At 70.8% G+C, this 16,368-nt stretch carries 13 protein-coding genes; 5 read left to right on the top strand and 8 right to left on the bottom strand.

Annotated features, from left to right (window positions below; translation table 11 throughout):
* Positions 1 to 69 precede the first annotated feature (69 nt).
* Together NNI01S_RS36340 and NNI01S_RS14135 are read right to left on the bottom strand one after the other, a co-directional pair.
* Positions 70 to 4,671 (bottom strand): cation-translocating P-type ATPase, encoded by a 4,602-nt coding sequence (locus tag NNI01S_RS36340; protein ID WP_063020547.1) that lies wholly within the window; start codon positions 4,669 to 4,671, stop codon positions 70 to 72.
* A 94-nt stretch (positions 4,672 to 4,765) separates the two neighbouring features.
* Positions 4,766 to 5,959: an alcohol dehydrogenase catalytic domain-containing protein gene (locus NNI01S_RS14135; RefSeq protein ID WP_063020546.1), complete on the bottom strand. Its 1,194-nt coding sequence runs from the start codon at positions 5,957 to 5,959 to the stop codon at positions 4,766 to 4,768.
* Between the two features lie 114 nt (positions 5,960 to 6,073).
* Here NNI01S_RS14135 and NNI01S_RS14130 point away from each other — a divergent pair, with 114 nt between their 5' ends.
* Genes NNI01S_RS14130 through NNI01S_RS14120 form a run of 3 tightly spaced genes read left to right on the top strand, consistent with a single transcriptional unit; the run spans position 6,074 to position 10,537 of the window.
* Entirely contained in the window at positions 6,074 to 8,386 is a 2,313-nt protein-coding gene (locus NNI01S_RS14130) for a molybdopterin oxidoreductase family protein (protein ID WP_063020626.1), read from the top strand.
* A 41-nt stretch (positions 8,387 to 8,427) separates the two neighbouring features.
* On the top strand, positions 8,428 to 9,903 hold the full coding sequence (locus NNI01S_RS14125; protein WP_063020545.1) for an aminotransferase class I/II-fold pyridoxal phosphate-dependent enzyme: 1,476 nt from the start codon (positions 8,428 to 8,430) through the stop codon (positions 9,901 to 9,903).
* A gap of 22 nt (positions 9,904 to 9,925) precedes the next feature.
* Positions 9,926 to 10,537: a flavodoxin family protein gene (locus NNI01S_RS14120; protein ID WP_063020544.1), complete on the top strand. Its 612-nt coding sequence runs from the start codon at positions 9,926 to 9,928 to the stop codon at positions 10,535 to 10,537.
* Positions 10,538 to 10,592: 55 nt separating this feature from the next.
* On the opposite strand, the gene NNI01S_RS14115 is transcribed toward NNI01S_RS14120, so the two are convergent.
* Positions 10,593 to 11,093 (bottom strand): hemerythrin domain-containing protein, encoded by a 501-nt coding sequence (locus tag NNI01S_RS14115; protein WP_063020543.1) that lies wholly within the window; start codon positions 11,091 to 11,093, stop codon positions 10,593 to 10,595.
* 139 nt (positions 11,094 to 11,232) lie between these two features.
* Here NNI01S_RS14115 and NNI01S_RS14110 point away from each other — a divergent pair, with 139 nt between their 5' ends.
* Complete coding sequence (locus NNI01S_RS14110; protein WP_063020625.1) at positions 11,233 to 11,721, top strand: CinA family protein; 489 nt, start codon at positions 11,233 to 11,235, stop codon at positions 11,719 to 11,721.
* Between the two features lie 7 nt (positions 11,722 to 11,728).
* On the opposite strand, the gene NNI01S_RS14105 is transcribed toward NNI01S_RS14110, so the two are convergent.
* The 5 genes from NNI01S_RS14105 to NNI01S_RS14085 all read right to left on the bottom strand — a co-directional run bounded on the left by NNI01S_RS14105 (position 11,729) and on the right by NNI01S_RS14085 (position 14,608).
* Positions 11,729 to 11,938, bottom strand: a complete 210-nt coding sequence (locus tag NNI01S_RS14105) for a CDGSH iron-sulfur domain-containing protein (protein ID WP_063020542.1) — start codon at positions 11,936 to 11,938, stop codon at positions 11,729 to 11,731.
* Entirely contained in the window at positions 11,916 to 12,569 is a 654-nt protein-coding gene (locus tag NNI01S_RS14100; protein WP_063020541.1) for a HemK2/MTQ2 family protein methyltransferase, read from the bottom strand. Before NNI01S_RS14100 ends, NNI01S_RS14105 begins: the two co-directional genes overlap by 23 nt.
* A 31-nt stretch (positions 12,570 to 12,600) precedes the next feature.
* Entirely contained in the window at positions 12,601 to 13,617 is a 1,017-nt protein-coding gene (locus NNI01S_RS14095; protein WP_063020540.1) for an iron-containing redox enzyme family protein, read from the bottom strand.
* A 35-nt stretch (positions 13,618 to 13,652) separates the two neighbouring features.
* Positions 13,653 to 13,988 carry a histone-like nucleoid-structuring protein Lsr2 gene (locus NNI01S_RS14090; protein WP_063020539.1) on the bottom strand — a complete coding sequence of 112 codons (336 nt, stop codon included), beginning with the start codon at positions 13,986 to 13,988 and terminating at the stop codon, positions 13,653 to 13,655.
* 362 nt (positions 13,989 to 14,350) lie between these two features.
* Positions 14,351 to 14,608 carry a hypothetical protein gene (locus NNI01S_RS14085; RefSeq protein WP_218019197.1) on the bottom strand — a complete coding sequence of 86 codons (258 nt, stop codon included), beginning with the start codon at positions 14,606 to 14,608 and terminating at the stop codon, positions 14,351 to 14,353.
* 447 nt (positions 14,609 to 15,055) lie between these two features.
* On the opposite strand from NNI01S_RS14085, the gene NNI01S_RS14080 reads away from it, so the two are divergent.
* Entirely contained in the window at positions 15,056 to 16,348 is a 1,293-nt protein-coding gene (locus NNI01S_RS14080) for a glycosyltransferase (RefSeq protein WP_063020537.1), read from the top strand.
* Positions 16,349 to 16,368: the final 20 nt, after the last annotated feature.

Raw genomic sequence — 16,368 nt, 5'->3', positions numbered from 1 at the left:
TGCCGGTGGCAGGGTCCGTCGCCCGGCGGATACCCGAGCGGTCGGGCGCCAATCAGCGCGCCGCCGCCCCTAGGCGGTGTCGGGCTGGGGCAGCAGCCGCGGAAGCAGCGCGGCGGCGGCGGTGGCGGTCGTCGCGCACGTGGTCGCGATCCCCCACCCGATGGGATCCAGCGGGCGGCAACCGAAATAGCCGCACAGTCCCGGCGTCATCACCACCGCGCCGAGCACCGCGCCACTGGCCGCCGTGGTGAGCCACACCAGCGGACTGCGGTATCCGGACACCAGGGTCTGCCCGAGCTGCGTGCCGATGAGCGCGACCAGGCCGATGGTGGCCGCACGGCGCTGCGTGCCGGTCATGCGGCCGAGGGTCCACGCGACCGACGCGCTGGTGGCCGTGGCGACACCGCGGACGCCGAGGGTGCGCAGCAGGTCGGTGCCCAGGTCGGCGCGCGGGAGTTCGGCCAGCCGCTCGGCGGCCCGCTCCGCCTGCGCCCGCGGATCGTCGGCGTCGTCGGGATCGGCGGCGTCCCGCTCACGCGACAGCGCCAGCGCCATGGCGGGGAACATGTCGGTGAGCATGTTCACCAGCAGGAACTGCCGGGTGCCCAGCGGCGCCCGGCCGCTGACGGCGGTGCCGTACAGCGTGAAGGCCACTTCGCCAGCGTTGCCGCCGACCAGCACGCCCACGGCGTCGGTGACCCGCTGCCACATGCCGCGTCCTTCGACCAGGGCGTGTAACAGCACCAGCGGGTCGGGGTGGGTGAGCACCATGTCGGCGGCATTGCGCGCCGCGACCGAACCCTGTGCGGCCAAACCGATTCCGACATCGGCGGTGCGGATCGCGGCGGCGTCGTTGCTGCCGTCGCCGGTCATGCCGACCACGTGACCCGCGCGGCGCAGAGCAGCCACGATGCGCACCTTCTGTTCCGGGTCGACGCGGGCGAAGACGGTGCTGCGTTCGATCAGCTCCGTCTGCGCGGTCTCGTCGAGCCGGTCGAGATCCGCGCCGGTGACCACCCGGCCCTCCTCGATGCCGAGCCGGCGGGCCACCGCCGCGGCGGTCACCGGGTGGTCACCGGTGATCATGCGCACACTGATGCCGTTGCGCTGCAACGCGGTGACCAGCGGCAGCGTCTGGGGACGCGGAGCGTCGGCGAGGCCGAGGAAGCCGAGCAGGGTGAGTTCGTCGACCGCCGCCTCGACATCGTCGGGTGCGCTGCGCAGATCGCGGCGGGCCACCACCAGCACCCGCAGGCCCTGCTCGGCGAGATCGCGCACCGCCTTCTCGGCGCGGTCGCGCAGATGCTCGTCGAAGGGATGGTCGCTGTCGTCCGCCCGCACCCGGGTGCAGCGCGACAGGACGACTTCCGGCGCGCCCTTCACGATCAACCGCAGTTTGTGGGCGGTCTGCCCGAGGGTGGCGGCGTAGCCGCGGTTGGATTCGAACGGAATCTCCTCGATCGGATCCCACTGGCGGGGGTCGTCGCCGAGCGCCGCGGCGGCGGCGTCGACGACCGCGCGGTCGGTGGCGTGCGCGATGGGTCCCTCGGCGGGATCGGGGCAGGCGCGGGCCGCGGCGCGCAGCAGGCGATGCGCCTGCTCGGAGCTCGCGTCCGGGGACCACTGGTCGTCGAGATCGGCGAGGGTGGTCAGCCGCAGCCGTCCCTCGGTGAGGGTGCCGGTCTTGTCGAAGCACAAGGTATCCACACGGCCCAGAGCTTCGACGGTGCGGCTGGCGCGCACCAGCACGCCGTGCCGCGACAGCCTGCGGGCGGCGGCCAGCTGAGCGACCGTGGCCACCAGCGGCAGCCCCTCCGGGACCGCGGCCACCGCCACGGCCACGCCGTCGGCGATCGCGGTGCGCAGCGGCCTGCCGCGCAGGATGCCCAGTCCGGTCACGACGCCGCCGCCGGTCAAGGTCAACGGCAGCGCGCGGTCGGTCAAGCGGCGCAACTGCGCTTGCACGCCTGCTTTCTCCGGGGGGATGGCCCCGGCCGCGGCGCGCCCCGCCTGGGTGTCGGGACCGACGGCCACGACGATCGCGCGTGCGGTGCCGTTGACCACGGTGCTGCCCTCGAAGACCATGCAGGCGCGGTCGGCCACCGACGTGCCCGGGGTGGCGGGCACCTGCTTGTCGACGGTGATCGACTCGCCGGTGAGACCGGATTCGTCCATCTCGAGGTCGTCGGCGCGCAGCACTCGCGCGTCGGCGGGGACCACGTCCCCACCGCGCAGCACGATCACGTCGCCGAGCGCGAGGACGTTGGCGGGAACCTGCCGTTCACGCGGGGCGTCCGCGTGGAGGTCGGCGCGCTCGATCACGCGGGCGGTGAGCCGTTCGCCCTCGAACAGGCGGTGCAGCGCGCCCTCGGCGCGCTGCCGCTGCCAGGCCGACACCAGCGCGTTGACCGCGAGCACCGACGACAGCAGCACCGCGTCAGACGGCGCGCCGAGCACGGCGGTGGCGACCGCGCCCACCCCGAGAATCGGGGTGAGCGGATCGGCCAGCTCGCGGCGCAGCTGGCCCGCGAACGACGCCGCCGAGGCGAGGACACGCACCCCGGGGATGCGGGCAGCGGCGTCCGGCTCGGCACGCTCGTCCACCGGGACGGGCCGCGGCAACCGGCTCAGCACCTCACCGGGTTCGAGGGCGTGCCAGGGCAGCAGCGGGGCGAGGGTGGCCGGTGGCTCGGCGCGTGCGGTCCGCCAGCCGGTGTAGGCGCCGGAGAGCAGACCGGTGTAGTGGGCGGCGGTCATCGGCGAAGCTCGCCCCGCGCTGTCCGGGGCCACGGCCAGCAGCAGCCCGCCCAGCGCGGCCGCCGACAGGGCCAGGGAGCGGCCACGTTCACTCACCTGACGGGCCGGGGCGATGGCGGCGAGCACCCGGTGGGCCTGCCCGAGATCGCGGCACACCGTGTCGGCGGTCCAGGGCATCTGCAGCGCGTTGTCGTCGCGTACCGCCATCCCGATCCCGACATCGGCGACGGCGAGGGCCTTGTGGGCGCGCGGGCTCAGCACGGCCACGACGTGCCCGTCCTGCTGCAGGGTGCGCACCAGTCCGCTCAGCGAACGCGACGGGGAGACGAATTCATCGGCCATGGAGCGCAGTTCGGCGGCGTCGGCGCCCCCGGCGAGGGTCACTCGCAGACCCGCGCCGCGCGCCCGGCTCAGCAGCGCGTGTGCGCGCCGGTCGAGTTCGCGTCCGATCAGCACCCGCCCCACCGGGGTGCCGTTGTCGTGCAGTTCGCGCCACACGGCGCGGCGCGTGACACCGTTGTCGGGCTTCCCGGTCGCCGGATGCACCAGCCGCCGGTGCCCGCCCGAGGACAGATAGCGGTCGGTGTCGTCGGGTAGCAGGTCGTCGCCTTCCCCGGTCTCCTGTTCCCACAGCAGCCGCTGACCCGCACTCCATACTTCGGCGACCGACCATCGCGGATCGTCCGTTTCGGCGTCGAGGACCAACCGGCGCGCGGTCAACAGCGACTCTCCGTCGATGACCAGCGCCGACACACGGTCCAGCCGCCGCCATACGCGCGGGTGCAGCGTCAGCACACCCGCCCGGCCCAGCATCGTCGAGACCAGCGCCGCGTAGGCTTCGCGGCTCGCCCGCGCCGCCTTGGGCGCTCCCAGTTCCAGCGCGTCGGCGGCGCCGAACAGGCCGCGGCCGCCGAGCACGGAGGTCACCGCCCCCACCAGCGCGCCCGCGGCCGTTTCGTCGGCGACCCGCTCGATCGGTCCCTGCGGCATCTCGACCACGCGGGCGGGCGGCGACAGCGGATCGCACACTTCCGCCGGGCGGCGATCGATCTCGGCTTCCCAGTCGCGCCATTGCGCGTAGCGGGTCAGCGACTCGGTCAGGGTCAGACCGCGGTGCACCGCGTCGATCACCAGGTTCGCCGTGCCCGCCGCCGCGCTGTTGCCCAGGGCGTTGCCGATGGCGTTGGCCGTGGTGAGCACCATGTCGGTGCGGGGACGGCCGAGCTGTTCCTCCAGTGGTTTACGCAGGCGGGGCTGGGTGTCGACGAAGGCTGCCACCGCGCGCAGCACCCGGGCGGGCCCGCGCAACGGCAGCACCGCGGCCACCGTAGACAGCGCGATCGCACCTACGTCTCCGGCGACCTGGACCCCGGCCGCCAGCAACGGTTCCCGGTCGCCGGGATGCTCACAGCCGCGGCTCCAGTCCAGATCACCGACGGCGGTGTCGGCCTCGACGGACTCGATGGCCGACACCAAGGCGGGCAGGTCCGCCGCGCCGTGCTCGAGCGCGGCCACGACGCGGCCGGTCACCGCGTTCACCCGCCACCAGCGCACGTCGCGGCGCCGGTCCAGGGTGCGGTGCAGCGCCCGGGTGACGTCGCCGCTCTTGCCGGAGTCCAGTCCGCGCACCTCCACGGTGGCCCGGTCCTCGTAGAGCGCCACCCGGCGGCGGGTGCGCAGCGCATGCGGATCGATCAGCGCCGCCAATTCGTCGCGCAATTCCTCGTCGCGTCCCAGGTTCAGCAGCGACGCGCTCGCCCGCGCGCCCGCCGCCACCGCCTGCACCGGCGCCTGGGCCGCTTTCGCGCCCAGACCGACGGCCTTCTCCACACCGGCGCGGGCCATCTCGGCAGCGACGGAGGTCGGCGCCTCGAGCCACCACGGCGAGACGGCTGCGCGTAGTAAGAAGCTCATACACGGCAGCTACCCAGGTCCGAACAGAGCAAACCGCCCGCAGCCGCGGTCTCGGTCGACCGCGGCCGGGTCCGGTGCCCGCCCGCTGCGCCGGTCAGGTCGTGACGGTCGGGTCGAGCACGACTTTTATCGCACCGTCGGTCTTCTGCTGGAAGATGGCATAGCCCTGCGCCGCGTCGCTCAGCGGTAGCCGGTGGGTGGCGAAGCCGTCCACGCCCAGCGGGTCGCCGTCGCGCAGCAACGGCATGATGTCCTCCACCCATCGTTTGACGTTCGCCTGGCCCATCCGCAGCTGGATCTGCTTGTCGAACAGCACCCGCATCGGCAGCGGATCGAGCATGCCGCCGTAGACACCGATCACGGAGATCGTGCCGCCGCGACGGACGATGTCGATCGCGGAGTTCAGCGCCGCGAGCCGGTCGACGCCCGCGGTGTCCATCACCTTCTGCGCCACCAGGTCCGGCAGGAACGCCGCCGAGCGCTGGGCCGCCGACGCGATCGGCGAACCGTGGGCCTCCATCCCCACCGCGTCGATCACCGCGTCGGTGCCGCGGCCGTCGGTCCAGCCGCGGATGATGTCGCCGACCGGCTCGTCGACGGCGGCGAGGTCGATCACCTCCACGCCGCGCCCGGCCACCCGCGCCAGCCGCTCGGGCACCCGATCCACGCCGATGACGCGATAGCCGCGATGCGCCGCGACCCGGCAGGCCATGTCCCCGATCGGGCCGAGACCGAGCACGGTCACCGATCCGCCGTCCGGCACGGCGGCGTATTCCACCGCCTGCCAGGCGGTGGGCAGCACGTCGGACAGGTACAGGAAACGGTCGTCGGAGGGCCCCTCGGGCACTTTGACATGGGTGGCGTCGGCGTGCGGGACTCGCAGATACTCCGCCTGGCCGCCGGGCACCTGCCCGTAGAGTTTCGAATAGCCGAACAGGGCCGCGCCACAACCGTATTTGCGGACCTGGGTCGTCTCGCACTGGGTGGGCAGGCCGGTCCGGCACATGTAGCAGGCGCCGCAGCTGATCTGGAACGGGATCACCACACGGTCGCCGCGAGTCAGCCCGGCGACCGCCGAGCCGGTTTCCACCACCCGCCCCATGGGTTCGTGGCCCAGCACGTCGCCGCTGCTCATGTAGGCGCCCAGCACCTCGTACAGGTGCAGGTCGGATCCGCAGATCCCGGTGGAGGTGACCTCGATGATCGCGTCGGTCGGTGCCTCGATACGCGGATCGGGCACCGTCTCCACGGCCACTTTGCGTCGTCCTTGCCAGGTCACTGCCTTCATCCGGGCGCTCCTCCGGTTCGGGGTCGATACAGTCCCGGTCCTACCCGGACGCCTGCGCCCGAAACGACCGCCGCCGGGTTTGCCCGAACCCCCGCCGGGTAGGCGGGCACCGTGGTGGAACTCGACCGGATCGCCCATCCCTGGGGCGCGCGCACACCGTATGGTCCCGGCGAGCAGTGGCCGCCGCGCGTGGACATGCACCTGGCCGCCGGGGTCACCGCCGCCGACGTGGAACGGTGGGTTCCCTCGGCGTCGGTGCTGCACTCCAACGGCGACGCGTTCGACATCGCGGTGCGCGGCCGACGGATCGTCGGCGTCCGCGGGCGCGCGGGCGACCGGGTCAACCGCGGCCGGCTGGACCCCAAGGATCTCTACGGCTGGCAGGCCAACGCCTCCTCGGATCGGCTGACCACGCCGCTGGTGCGAATCGACGGCGAACTGGTGGCGACCGACTGGGACACCGCGATGGACCGGATCGTCGCGCACACCCGCGGCCTGCTCGACCGGCACGGCCCGGACAGCGTCGGCTTCTACACCAGCGGGCAGCTGTTCCTCGAGGAGTACTACACGCTGGGCGTCATCGCCCGCGGCGGGCTCGGCACCAATCATCTCGACGGCAACACCCGGTTGTGCACCGCCACCGCAGCGGAGAGCCTCAAGCAGTCCTTCGGCTGCGACGGCCAGCCCGGCACCTACACCGATATCGACCACGCCGACGTCATCGCCGCCTTCGGTCACAACGTCGCGGAGACCCAGAGCGTGCTGTGGTCGCGGATGCTCGACCGGTTGGCGGGCCCGAATCCGCCACGGCTGCTGTGCGTCGACCCGCGACCGACTCCGGTGGCCCGGCACGCGACGATTCATCTCGCGCCGCTGCCCGGCACCAACGTGGCGCTGCTGAACGCGCTGCTGCACGAGCTGATCGGCAACGGATGGGTCGACACCGGTTACGTGCGCGCCCACACCATCGGCTTCGACGACCTCGCGCAGCAGGTGGCGCAGTGGCCGCCGGAACGCGCGGCCGACATCTGCGGTCTCGACGTGGACGACATCCGCGCGGCCGCGCGGCTGCTGGGGACCGCGCGACGGCTGGTGTCGACGGTGCTGCAGGGCTTCTACCAATCCCATCAGGCGACCGCGGGCGCCGTACAGGTCAACAACATCCATCTGGTGCGCGGCATGCTCGGCCGGCCGGGGTGCGGGATCCTGCAGATGAACGGTCAGCCCACCGCGCAGAACACCCGGGAGTGCGGCGCCGACGGCGACATCGCCGGATTCCGCAACTGGGCCGACGACGCCCACCTCGCCGAGCTGGCCCGGGTATGGAACGTCGACCCCGAACGGCTGCGCCACGACAGTCCGCCCACCGACGCCATGCGGATGTTCGAACTCGCCGACGAAGGCGTCATCCGGATGCTGTGGGTGTCGGCGACCAACCCGGCGGTGTCGCTGCCCGAGCTCGAGCGGGTGCGCCGCGTCCTGTCGCGGCGCGACCTGTTCCTGGTCGTGCAGGACATCTTCCGCACCGAGACCGCCGAATTCGCCGACGTGGTCCTGCCCGCCGCCGCGTGGGGCGAGAAGACCGGCACTTTCACCAACGCCGACCGCACGGTGCACCTGTCCGAGCAGGCGGTGCCGCCACCCGGCACCGCCAGATCCGACCTGGACATCTTCCTGGACTTCGCGCGCCGGATGGACCTGCGCGACCGCGACGGCGAGCCGCTGCCGTCGTGGCACGACGCGCCGACGGCGTTCGCGGCCTGGCAGCGCTGCAGCGCGGGCAGGCCCTGCGACTACACCGGGATCGGTTACGCGCAACTGCGCGCCGGAGGCGTCCAATGGCCGTGCACCGAACAGGCTCCCGACGGCACCGAACGTCTCTACACCGACGGGGCCTTCGCCGCCGACCCCGCCTATTGCGAGAGCTACGGCAAGGACCTGGTGACCGGTGCGCCCTGGAGCGCGCAGGACTACCGGGCGTTCAATCCGCACGGCAAGGCGATGATCAAAGCCGCGCCGTACCTCCCACCGCCGGAACCGCCCTCGCCGCAGTATCCGCTCGCGCTGCTGAGCGGACGCACCATCTATCACTTCCACACCCGCACCAAAACCGGTCGCGTGCCGCAACTGAACCGCGCGGCGCCCGAGGTGTGGGTCGAGATCTCCGCCGCCGACGCCGAGGCCGCGCAGGTGCGCGAAGGCGACGCGGTCGAGATCACCACGCCCCGGGCCGCGGTGCACGCGCGGGCACGCATCACGCAGATCCGTCCCGGCGTCGTCTTCATCCCCTTCCACTACGGGTACTGGGATCGCGGCGACGGCGCGCACGACCGGGCCGCGAACGAGCTGACCCGCACCGATGTGGATCCGGCGTCCAAGCAGCCGCTGTTCAAGACCGCGGCCGCCCGTATACGACGGGTCTCGTGAGCCGTAGGTGTGCCGCCGGCGATTCCGGGTAGGCGGTAGCCGTGGACCATACACGAGCTCCTCTGCTGGAAGCGCTTGCCGACTATCACCGGCTGGGCCGGTACGGCTTCACGCCCCCCGGGCATCGGCAAGGACGCGGAACCGACGAACGCGTCCTGGACGTGATCGGCCGGGACGCCTTCGGATCCGATGTGCTGGCCGTCGCCGGACTGGACGACCGGCTGGCGCGCGGCGGCTACCTGGCCCGCGCCGAGGCCCTCATGGCCGACGCGGTACGAGCGGAATCGGCGTTCTTCTCCACCTGCGGCAGTTCCCTGTCCGTCAAAGCGGCCATGATGACCGTGGCAGGCGGCCACGACGGCGGCCTGCTCGTGGCGCGGGACAGTCACAAATCGGTGGTCGCCGGGCTGGTCTTCTCCGGCGTCCAGCCGCACTGGATCACGCCGCGCTGGGACACAGACCTGCACTTCGCGCACCCGCCCGCACCGCAGCAGGTGCGCGAGGCGTGGGACGCGCACCCGGATGCCGCGGGCGCGCTGATCGTGAGCCCGAGCCCGTACGGCACCTGCGCGGACATCGCGGGCATCGCCGAGGTCTGCCACGAGCGGGGCAAGCCGCTGATCGTGGACGAGGCGTGGGGCGCGCATCTGCCGTTCCACGACGACCTGCCGACCTGGGCCATGGACGCCGGCGCGGATCTGTGCGTGGTCAGCGTGCACAAGATGGGCGCCGGGTTCGAACAGGGCTCGGTGTTCCATCTGCAAGGCGATCTCGTCGACCCGATCCGGCTCAGCGAATGCGCGGACCTGCTGATGACCACCAGCCCCAACGTCCTGGTCTACGCCGCGCTCGACGGCTGGCGCAGGCAGATGGTCGAGCGCGGCCAGGAGCTGCTCGGTGACGCGCTGCTGGTCGCCGAACAGGCCAGGCGGCAGCTCGCGGCGATTCCGGGCATCAGGGTGCTCGAAGACGAACTGCTCGGCGTGGAAGCCTCGCACGACCTCGACCGGCTCCAAGTCCTCATGGACGTGTCCGGCACCGGCGCCAGCGGCTATCAGGCCGCGGACTGGTTGCGCGAGCACCGGCGCATCGACATGGGATTGAGCGATCACCGCCGTCTGCTCGCCACCCTGTCGCTCGCCGACGACAAGGACACCGTCGACACCCTCGTCGACGGCGTCGCCGCCTGGCGCGACCAGCTCGACGATCCCCGGCCGCCGAGCATCGACCTGCCCTCTCCCGAGGATCTGCAGCTGGAATCGGTGATGCTGCCGCGCGACGCGTTCTTCGGCCCGGTGGAGACGGTGGACGCGCAAGAGGCCGTCGGCCGGATCGCCGCCGAGCAGCTCACCCCCTATCCACCGGGTATTCCGGTGGTAGTGCCCGGTGAACGCATCGACGGCGCGGTCGTCGACTACCTGCGCACCGGGCTGGAGGCGGGCATGAACGTGCCGGACGCCGCGGACTCGCGGCTGCGCACGATCCGGGTCGTCGCCCGCGGCCGAACCGAAACATGATGTCGATCAGGAGGTTTCCTTCATGCCAGGACCGACCGCGCTCGCGCTGGTGTGCACCCTGAAGAAGTCACCCGCCGAATCCAGCAGCGACCTCATCGCCCGGCAGGTGCTCGACGAGCTGGCCCAGCACGACGTGCCCGGCACGGCGCTGCGCGTAGTGGACTACGACGTGCTGCCCGGCGTCACCGCCGACGAGGGCCCCGGCGACCAGTGGCCCGCGATTCGCGAGCGGATCGCGGCGGCCGACATCCTGCTCCTCTCGACACCCACGTGGGTGGGGCACATGTCGTCGGTGGCGCAGCGGGTGCTCGAGCGGTTGGACGCCGAACTGTCCGAGACCGACGACGAGGGGCGGCCCGCGATGGTCGGCAAGGTGGCCACGGTGGCGGTGGTCGGCAACGAGGACGGCGCGCACAAGATCGTCGCCGATCTGTATCAGGGGCTCAACGACATCGGATTCAGCATCCCCGCACAGGGGTGCACGTACTGGAACGACCAAGCCATGGGCGGCACCGACTACCAGGATCTCGACGCGGTACCCAAAGCGGTCGCCTCGGCCACCGCGGCGCTGGCCGCAAACGCCGCGCACCTGGCCCGGGTGCTGCGCGCCAAGCAGTACCCGCCCGCCGGATGAACCCTCGCACGCGATCGCGCCGGCACCTCCTCGGATGCCGGCGCGATCGCGCCGGTCAGGCCAGTACCGCGTCGACGGTCTTCTTCAGTGCCGAGGGCTGCGCGGGCGAGGTCGGCGCCTTCTTCCTCAGCTCCTGCATCCGCGCGCCGATCTCCTGCAGCTGCTTGCGTCCCAGCTGCTCGCGCACCTTCGGGAACCACTCGTTCTCTTCCTCGTCGATGTGATGGTCGACGTTCTCGATCAGCACGGTGGTCTTGGCGGTGAAGTGCTCGTCGCCGGGCTTCATCATCGCCAGCTCGGTGACCAGCACGTCGGCGACGTGATGCTCCTCGTAGGACTCCAGGATGTCGTCCTCCAGGTCGGGAACGAGTTTGCGCACCTCGGGGTACATGCACTCGTTCTCGAGATAGGTGTGCACAGTGAGCGCCTCGATGATCTTCTTCACCACCTTGCCCTTGGTTTCGACGGCGTCGTCGCCCGCCTTCTCGAACTCGCGGAACAGCTTCCGGATCGCCTTGTGGTCGTCGCGAAGCAGCACGATCGCGTCGGTGGTCATCGCTTTCTCCTTGCGTCGGGGCCGAGTCTTCTGCCGACATTCCCGGCGCCACGCCGCCGAAACCGTGGTGACCGCCGCGCGGCCGCATCCCGCCGCCGGCCGTATGGTGAACAGGCAGCCGACACAGGAGAGGACGAAGATGCCCCAGGCGGACGACTACGCACACGAGCTGGCCGAATCGGCGCAGAAGTCGGAGATCACCGTGGCGGTCGCCGAATCGCTCACCTCCGGACGGATTTCGGCCACATTGGGCGCGGCGCCGAATTCGTCGGACTGGTTCCGCGGCGGCCTCGTGGCCTACAGCACGGAGGTCAAGCGGACCGTTCTCGGGGTGCCCGACGTGCCGGTGGTGTCGCAAACCGCGGCCGAAGCGATGGCCACCGGCGTCCGTCGCCTGTTGAAAGCGGTTGTCGCCGTAGCGGTCACCGGCGCGGGCGGCCCGGATCCGCAGGACGGCCAGCCGCCGGGATCGGTGTGGTTCGCGATCGCCACCGAGCGCGGCGTGCACGCCTGGCACCGTCAGTTCGACGGGGAGCCCGCCGACGTGGTCGAGCAGACCGTCACCTGCGCCACCGAAACGCTGCTCGACACCGTCCGGTCGCTGACCCGGGACGGCTCGCCGTCGTGACCCGCGGTCACGCCGAGCGGCGGCGCTTGCGGTGGCTGGTGTCGCAGAAGGGATAGTTCTTCGAGCGCCGGCACAGGCACAGCGCCACCACGAACCGGTCGGAACGGATCGTCCTGCCGTCCGCGGTGACGAACTCGACCGGGCCCTCGATCAACGCGGGGCCGTCGGCGGTGAGCGTCACCCGCCGCCACTGCTCATTGCCGGATACGGTCGGCACGGATCACCACCAGATCTTCCATTCGCTGACCGGGTCCGATCAACCCGGCCGATTCCAGCCATTCCGCGCGGCGGCGCAGCACCGGCCCGAACGGCACGGTCGCCCGCGCCACGATCGCCGCCTTCAGACCCCGCTCGCGCAACTGGTCCAACGTCGTATCGGGATCGCTGAGCGCCGAATGCACGATCAACGCGACCCCGCGCGGCTTCAGCAGTCCGGGCAGCGCCGCGCACAACTGGTCGAGAATCGCCCTCCCCCCGGCTCCGGCGTTCCACGCCCGCGCCAGACCACGGGTGTCGGTCCCCTCGGGAGCGGGCACGTAGGGCGGGTTGGCCAGCACCAGATCGAAACTGCGCGCACCGAGGACCGCCGCGAAGTCCCCACGCAGCACCTCCGCGTCGATCCCGCGCAGCCGGCAGTTCAGCCAGGCGGACACCACGGCGGTGCGGGAGACGTCCACCGCCGTCACCCGTGCGGCTCCGGTGTACGCGGCGGCGACGGCCAGGGCGCCGGTGCCGGTACACACGTCCAGCGCGTGCCCGCCGCGCGGCACGCCCGCCTCGGACAGCGCACGGACGAGCAACCAGGTGTCCAGCTGCGGCGGATAGACGCCGGGAGGTCGTATCAACATCACATTCGGCGGATAGCCCGCCGCGAGCGGCTTAATCCCCCGCGCCGTCCGAGCCGCCCAGGGGCTCGCGCAACGAACTGCCACCGCTGCGCCAGGCCGCCAGCACATGATCGGCGAACCGGTCCTCCAGCAGGTTGGTCACCTGGATGCCGAATGCCACCGACTTCGTCAGCGCGGGTTCGCGCCGCAGCAGATCACCGATCACGCCGGTGCGCATGACCTGCTCGTGCACCGCGTCGGCTTCGACATGCTCGCGGTAGAACAGCACACACGCCGGGTCGGCGTCCCACCGCCGCAACGCCTCCACCAGACGCTGTGCGCCCGGCGGGGAGGTGATCTCCACCGTCGCGAAGTGGCCGACCAGCGCGCCGCGCCACGAGCGGTGCAGCCCGAACAGCGACATCATGTTCACCAGCGCGAGCATCGGCGCGGGAACCACATCCAGATAGTGCAGATAGTCCGGGTTCAGTCCGGCGCCGGCCAGCAGATCCGCGTACAGCTGCGCGTGCACGCGTTCGCCGCGGCCGCCACCGAACTCGTCGAACTCGACCGCGACCAGCGAGGCCTTGGCTTGGCCGCGCAGCCGGGGAATCACCCAGGCGTAGGGATCGGCCTCTTTGTGGTGGTAGATCGAACGGTGCACGAAGTATTCGCGCAGCTGCCACCACTCGCCCTCGTCGCGCAGGTAACCGCTCAATCCGTCGGGGTCGGCCGGCGCGACCAGCAACTGGTCGAGTTCCGCGTCCAGATCGGCCCCACCCGCCACATCCTCCCGCAGCGCGCCGAGGAACCGCTGCTCCATCGCGGCGCGCAGACCCAGCAGACCCGGGTCCCATTCCCACCCAGCGTCGACCGGACCGAAACCGTGATAGTGCAGCTCATAGCAGGTGTGCAGCGCCAGATGCAGGTCTTCGCCGTACGGGTCCACCGAGCCGAGTCCCGGCACCGGATCGCCCGGGCGGCCGCGCAGCAGTTCCACCACCGTCTCCGACAGCTCGCCGCGGGGGCGGGGCAGATCCTGTTGCTCGGGGCCGATCGTCACCGTCATACCGGTCGCTTACCCCGGCCGGGCGACGTTATCGCTTATCCGTTCGCCTTCTTGTACGCCTCGACGACCTCGGCGGAGATCCGTCCCCGCGCCGACACATCGATGCCGTTCTTGCGCGCCCATTCCCGGATCACCGTGGCCTGTTCCCGATCGGTCGCCGGCCGCAGGACACCGCCGCGCCCGCGCCGCGCACGACCGACCTTGCGGGCATACGGAACCCACTGTTCGAAGAATCCGCGCAACTGACCGGCATTCTCCGTCGACAAGTCCATCTCGTAGGCCACGCCGTCCACGGCGAAAGACACGGTTTCCTCGGCCTGAGACTTGCCGTCGTAGTCATCGACCAGTGTCACGACGACCTTGCGTGCCATAGAGATAATCCCTTCGCGGTTACCGAGCGCGTGCAGTCGAAATAAATCGTAGCCAGTAGATAACAGATCGGTTCCACCCCCGGAACAGCGGGGTCCCCTTGCCGCGGCACGGGATGCGACGCAGCCGGCGGCGCACCGCGGCGACCATCGAGCCTCCATATATTGCCCGCGCGACCGGTACGGCTGCAAACGGCCCCTTTCTCGCCGAGTTCGACCCCGGCAGCCGGCTCAGCTGTCGCCCGTCCGACCACTCGTCCGGCGAAATTCGGCAGCGCGCCGCCTCAGTCGAGCGACCAGGACGACGACGAATAGCGCCCGGCATCGCGCGGGCAATTCCGCATCGGCGTGATCTGCGATCGGATTCAGTCGGCGATCTTCTCCCACGCCGAGACGCGCCCGCGGCTTTCACCGGTGAACGGCTCGCGCGTCCAGCCGTCCCAGCGCTCACGCAGTCGCAACCCGGCCTGCTCGGCCATCAGGTCCAGTTCGGCGGGCCACACGTAGCGGAACGGGATCGATCGGTGCGTTCCGCGTCCGTCGACGATGTCCACGTAGTGGGAAGTCATCGTCTGCGTGAGGAACTGCACGGCCGGATCCACGACGCTCGCTTCGAACATCACGGCCGAGGACTCTCGTAACTCGCCGCGACCTGTTCACCGAAATAGTCGTTCATTACCCGCACCCGGGCACCGTAGCGAGACGAAATCGTTTGCACCCCCTGATTTTCGGGGCATGCCAGCTCCCACCAGTGAGAAGGCGACGACTCCTCCCCCGCCTAGTCTGGACGGCGCCCGGTAGAGCCGGAATACTGGCCTGCGCCGGTTTCGCAGGAGCCGACCACGCCGAGTGCGGGTAGTCGGTGGGTTCACGGTTCGGACGAAAGGATCATCCCTCGATTCTGCAGGCAGGCAATCGGCCCGTTGAGGACGGCGGGGGGCCGAGTACCGTTCCGAACTCTGTCGAGCGAGTAGGACATCCGCGGGAGGCGGACCCCACAACGAACCAGATGTCGGCCGATTCACCGAACTCGGCCCGACGAGCCCAGTGCACGAGCGGAAGTCGATAGTATGCGTGTGGCCTTGTTGCCCGCAGGTACCAGGGGCGATCATCAACCGTATCTCGCGTTGGCGCACGAATTCCGCGCCCGCGGGCACGACGTGCGGATCACCGCCACCCGTAATCAGGCGCACATCATGCGCAACGCGGATTTCGAACCCCACGTGATCCCCTTCGATGCCGCGGAACTGCTCGAGACGACCGCGGCCAAACGGGCCCTGGCCTCCGGCAAGACGCTGCCGTTCGTTCGCATCATGCTCGACACGGTGAAGATCATCGAAGGCGAGCGGGGCGTGGCGATGCACGAGGTGCTCGCGGAAACCTGCGCGACCGCGGATGTCGTAGTCGCCTGCGCGTCGACGCTGCCGTGGGCGATGGAGTTCCGCGAGAAGACCGGGACACCGGTGATCGGCTGCCTGCCCTACCCGCTCGAACGCACCGACGAGTTCCCGTCGTCGTTCATGGCGAAGAACATGACGTCGTCTCGGATGCTGTCGCGGGCGACCTACAGCCTCTTCGAACTGTCCTACACCTTCCTGTATCGCAAGGTCGACCGGCAATTGCGCCGGCAGATGGAACTGCCGGGCAGACCGCGCAATCCGTTCCGGCGACTGCGGGCCGAGCAGATCCCGCTCGTCCACATGGTCAGTCCGGTGCTGTTGCCCAAGCCGCACGATTGGCCGGAACGCGCGACGATCGTCGGCGCCTCCATCCTGCCGCCGACGCTGCGCGACGCCTGGGGCGAAGCGGTCGTCGACCCGGCTCTCGACGCGTGGCTCGACGAAGGGGAACCGCCGATCTACTTCTGTATGACCGGGATGCCCGTGCTCGATCCGGTGGAATGCCGCGAGATGATCGCGACGGTCTGCGCGCGCTTGGGGACGCGGGCCCTCGTCACGGTGAAAGGCGAGGGGTTCCCGAAAGGATTCAGCGCCGATCGCAGCCTGCTGATCATCGATTCGTTCGACTACGACCGCGTGCTCCCGCGCTGCAGCGCCGTCGTGCACCACGGCGGCAGCGGGAACACCCACGACGTGGTGCGAGCGGGGGTCCCGGCCGTGGTGATCCCCGTGCACAGCGACCAGTTCTTCTACGGGTGGCGCATCGCCGCGCTCGATATCGGAGCGACCTTCCCGTATCGCACGATCACCACCGATCGCCTGCATCAGGCGTTGGCGCAGGTCCTGACGTCGACGGTGCGGCAGCGAGCGGCGGAGATCGGCCGCACGGTCGCGGCGGAGAACGGTGTGCTCGCGGCGGTCGACGCCGTGGAGAAACTCGCTGCCGCGTCCACCCGACCATGAGCTGCCGGTCGGCCGCCGCG

This window comes from Nocardia niwae NBRC 108934 = DSM 45340, assembly GCF_001613465.1.
GTDB classification, from domain to species: Bacteria; Actinomycetota; Actinomycetes; order Mycobacteriales; family Mycobacteriaceae; genus Nocardia; species Nocardia niwae.
The sequence above is the reverse complement of the archived record's forward strand: the minus strand, read 5'-3'. Positions and strand labels throughout refer to the sequence as shown.

What these genes read in the sequence shown, in the direction of transcription:
- NNI01S_RS36340 (WP_063020547.1), bottom strand. Translation starts at nt 4,671, where the DNA reads ATGAGCTTCTTACTACGCGCAGCCGTCTCGCCGTGGTGGCTCGAGGCG.
- NNI01S_RS14135 (WP_063020546.1), bottom strand. Translation starts at nt 5,959, where the DNA reads ATGAAGGCAGTGACCTGGCAAGGACGACGCAAAGTGGCCGTGGAGACG.
- NNI01S_RS14120 (WP_063020544.1), top strand. Translation starts at nt 9,926, where the DNA reads ATGCCAGGACCGACCGCGCTCGCGCTGGTGTGCACCCTGAAGAAGTCA.
- NNI01S_RS14115 (WP_063020543.1), bottom strand. Translation starts at nt 11,093, where the DNA reads ATGACCACCGACGCGATCGTGCTGCTTCGCGACGACCACAAGGCGATC.
- NNI01S_RS14110 (WP_063020625.1), top strand. Translation starts at nt 11,233, where the DNA reads ATGCCCCAGGCGGACGACTACGCACACGAGCTGGCCGAATCGGCGCAG.
- NNI01S_RS14100 (WP_063020541.1), bottom strand. Translation starts at nt 12,569, where the DNA reads ATGTTGATACGACCTCCCGGCGTCTATCCGCCGCAGCTGGACACCTGG.
- NNI01S_RS14095 (WP_063020540.1), bottom strand. Translation starts at nt 13,617, where the DNA reads ATGACGGTGACGATCGGCCCCGAGCAACAGGATCTGCCCCGCCCCCGC.
- NNI01S_RS14090 (WP_063020539.1), bottom strand. Translation starts at nt 13,988, where the DNA reads ATGGCACGCAAGGTCGTCGTGACACTGGTCGATGACTACGACGGCAAG.
- NNI01S_RS14080 (WP_063020537.1), top strand. Translation starts at nt 15,056, where the DNA reads ATGCGTGTGGCCTTGTTGCCCGCAGGTACCAGGGGCGATCATCAACCG.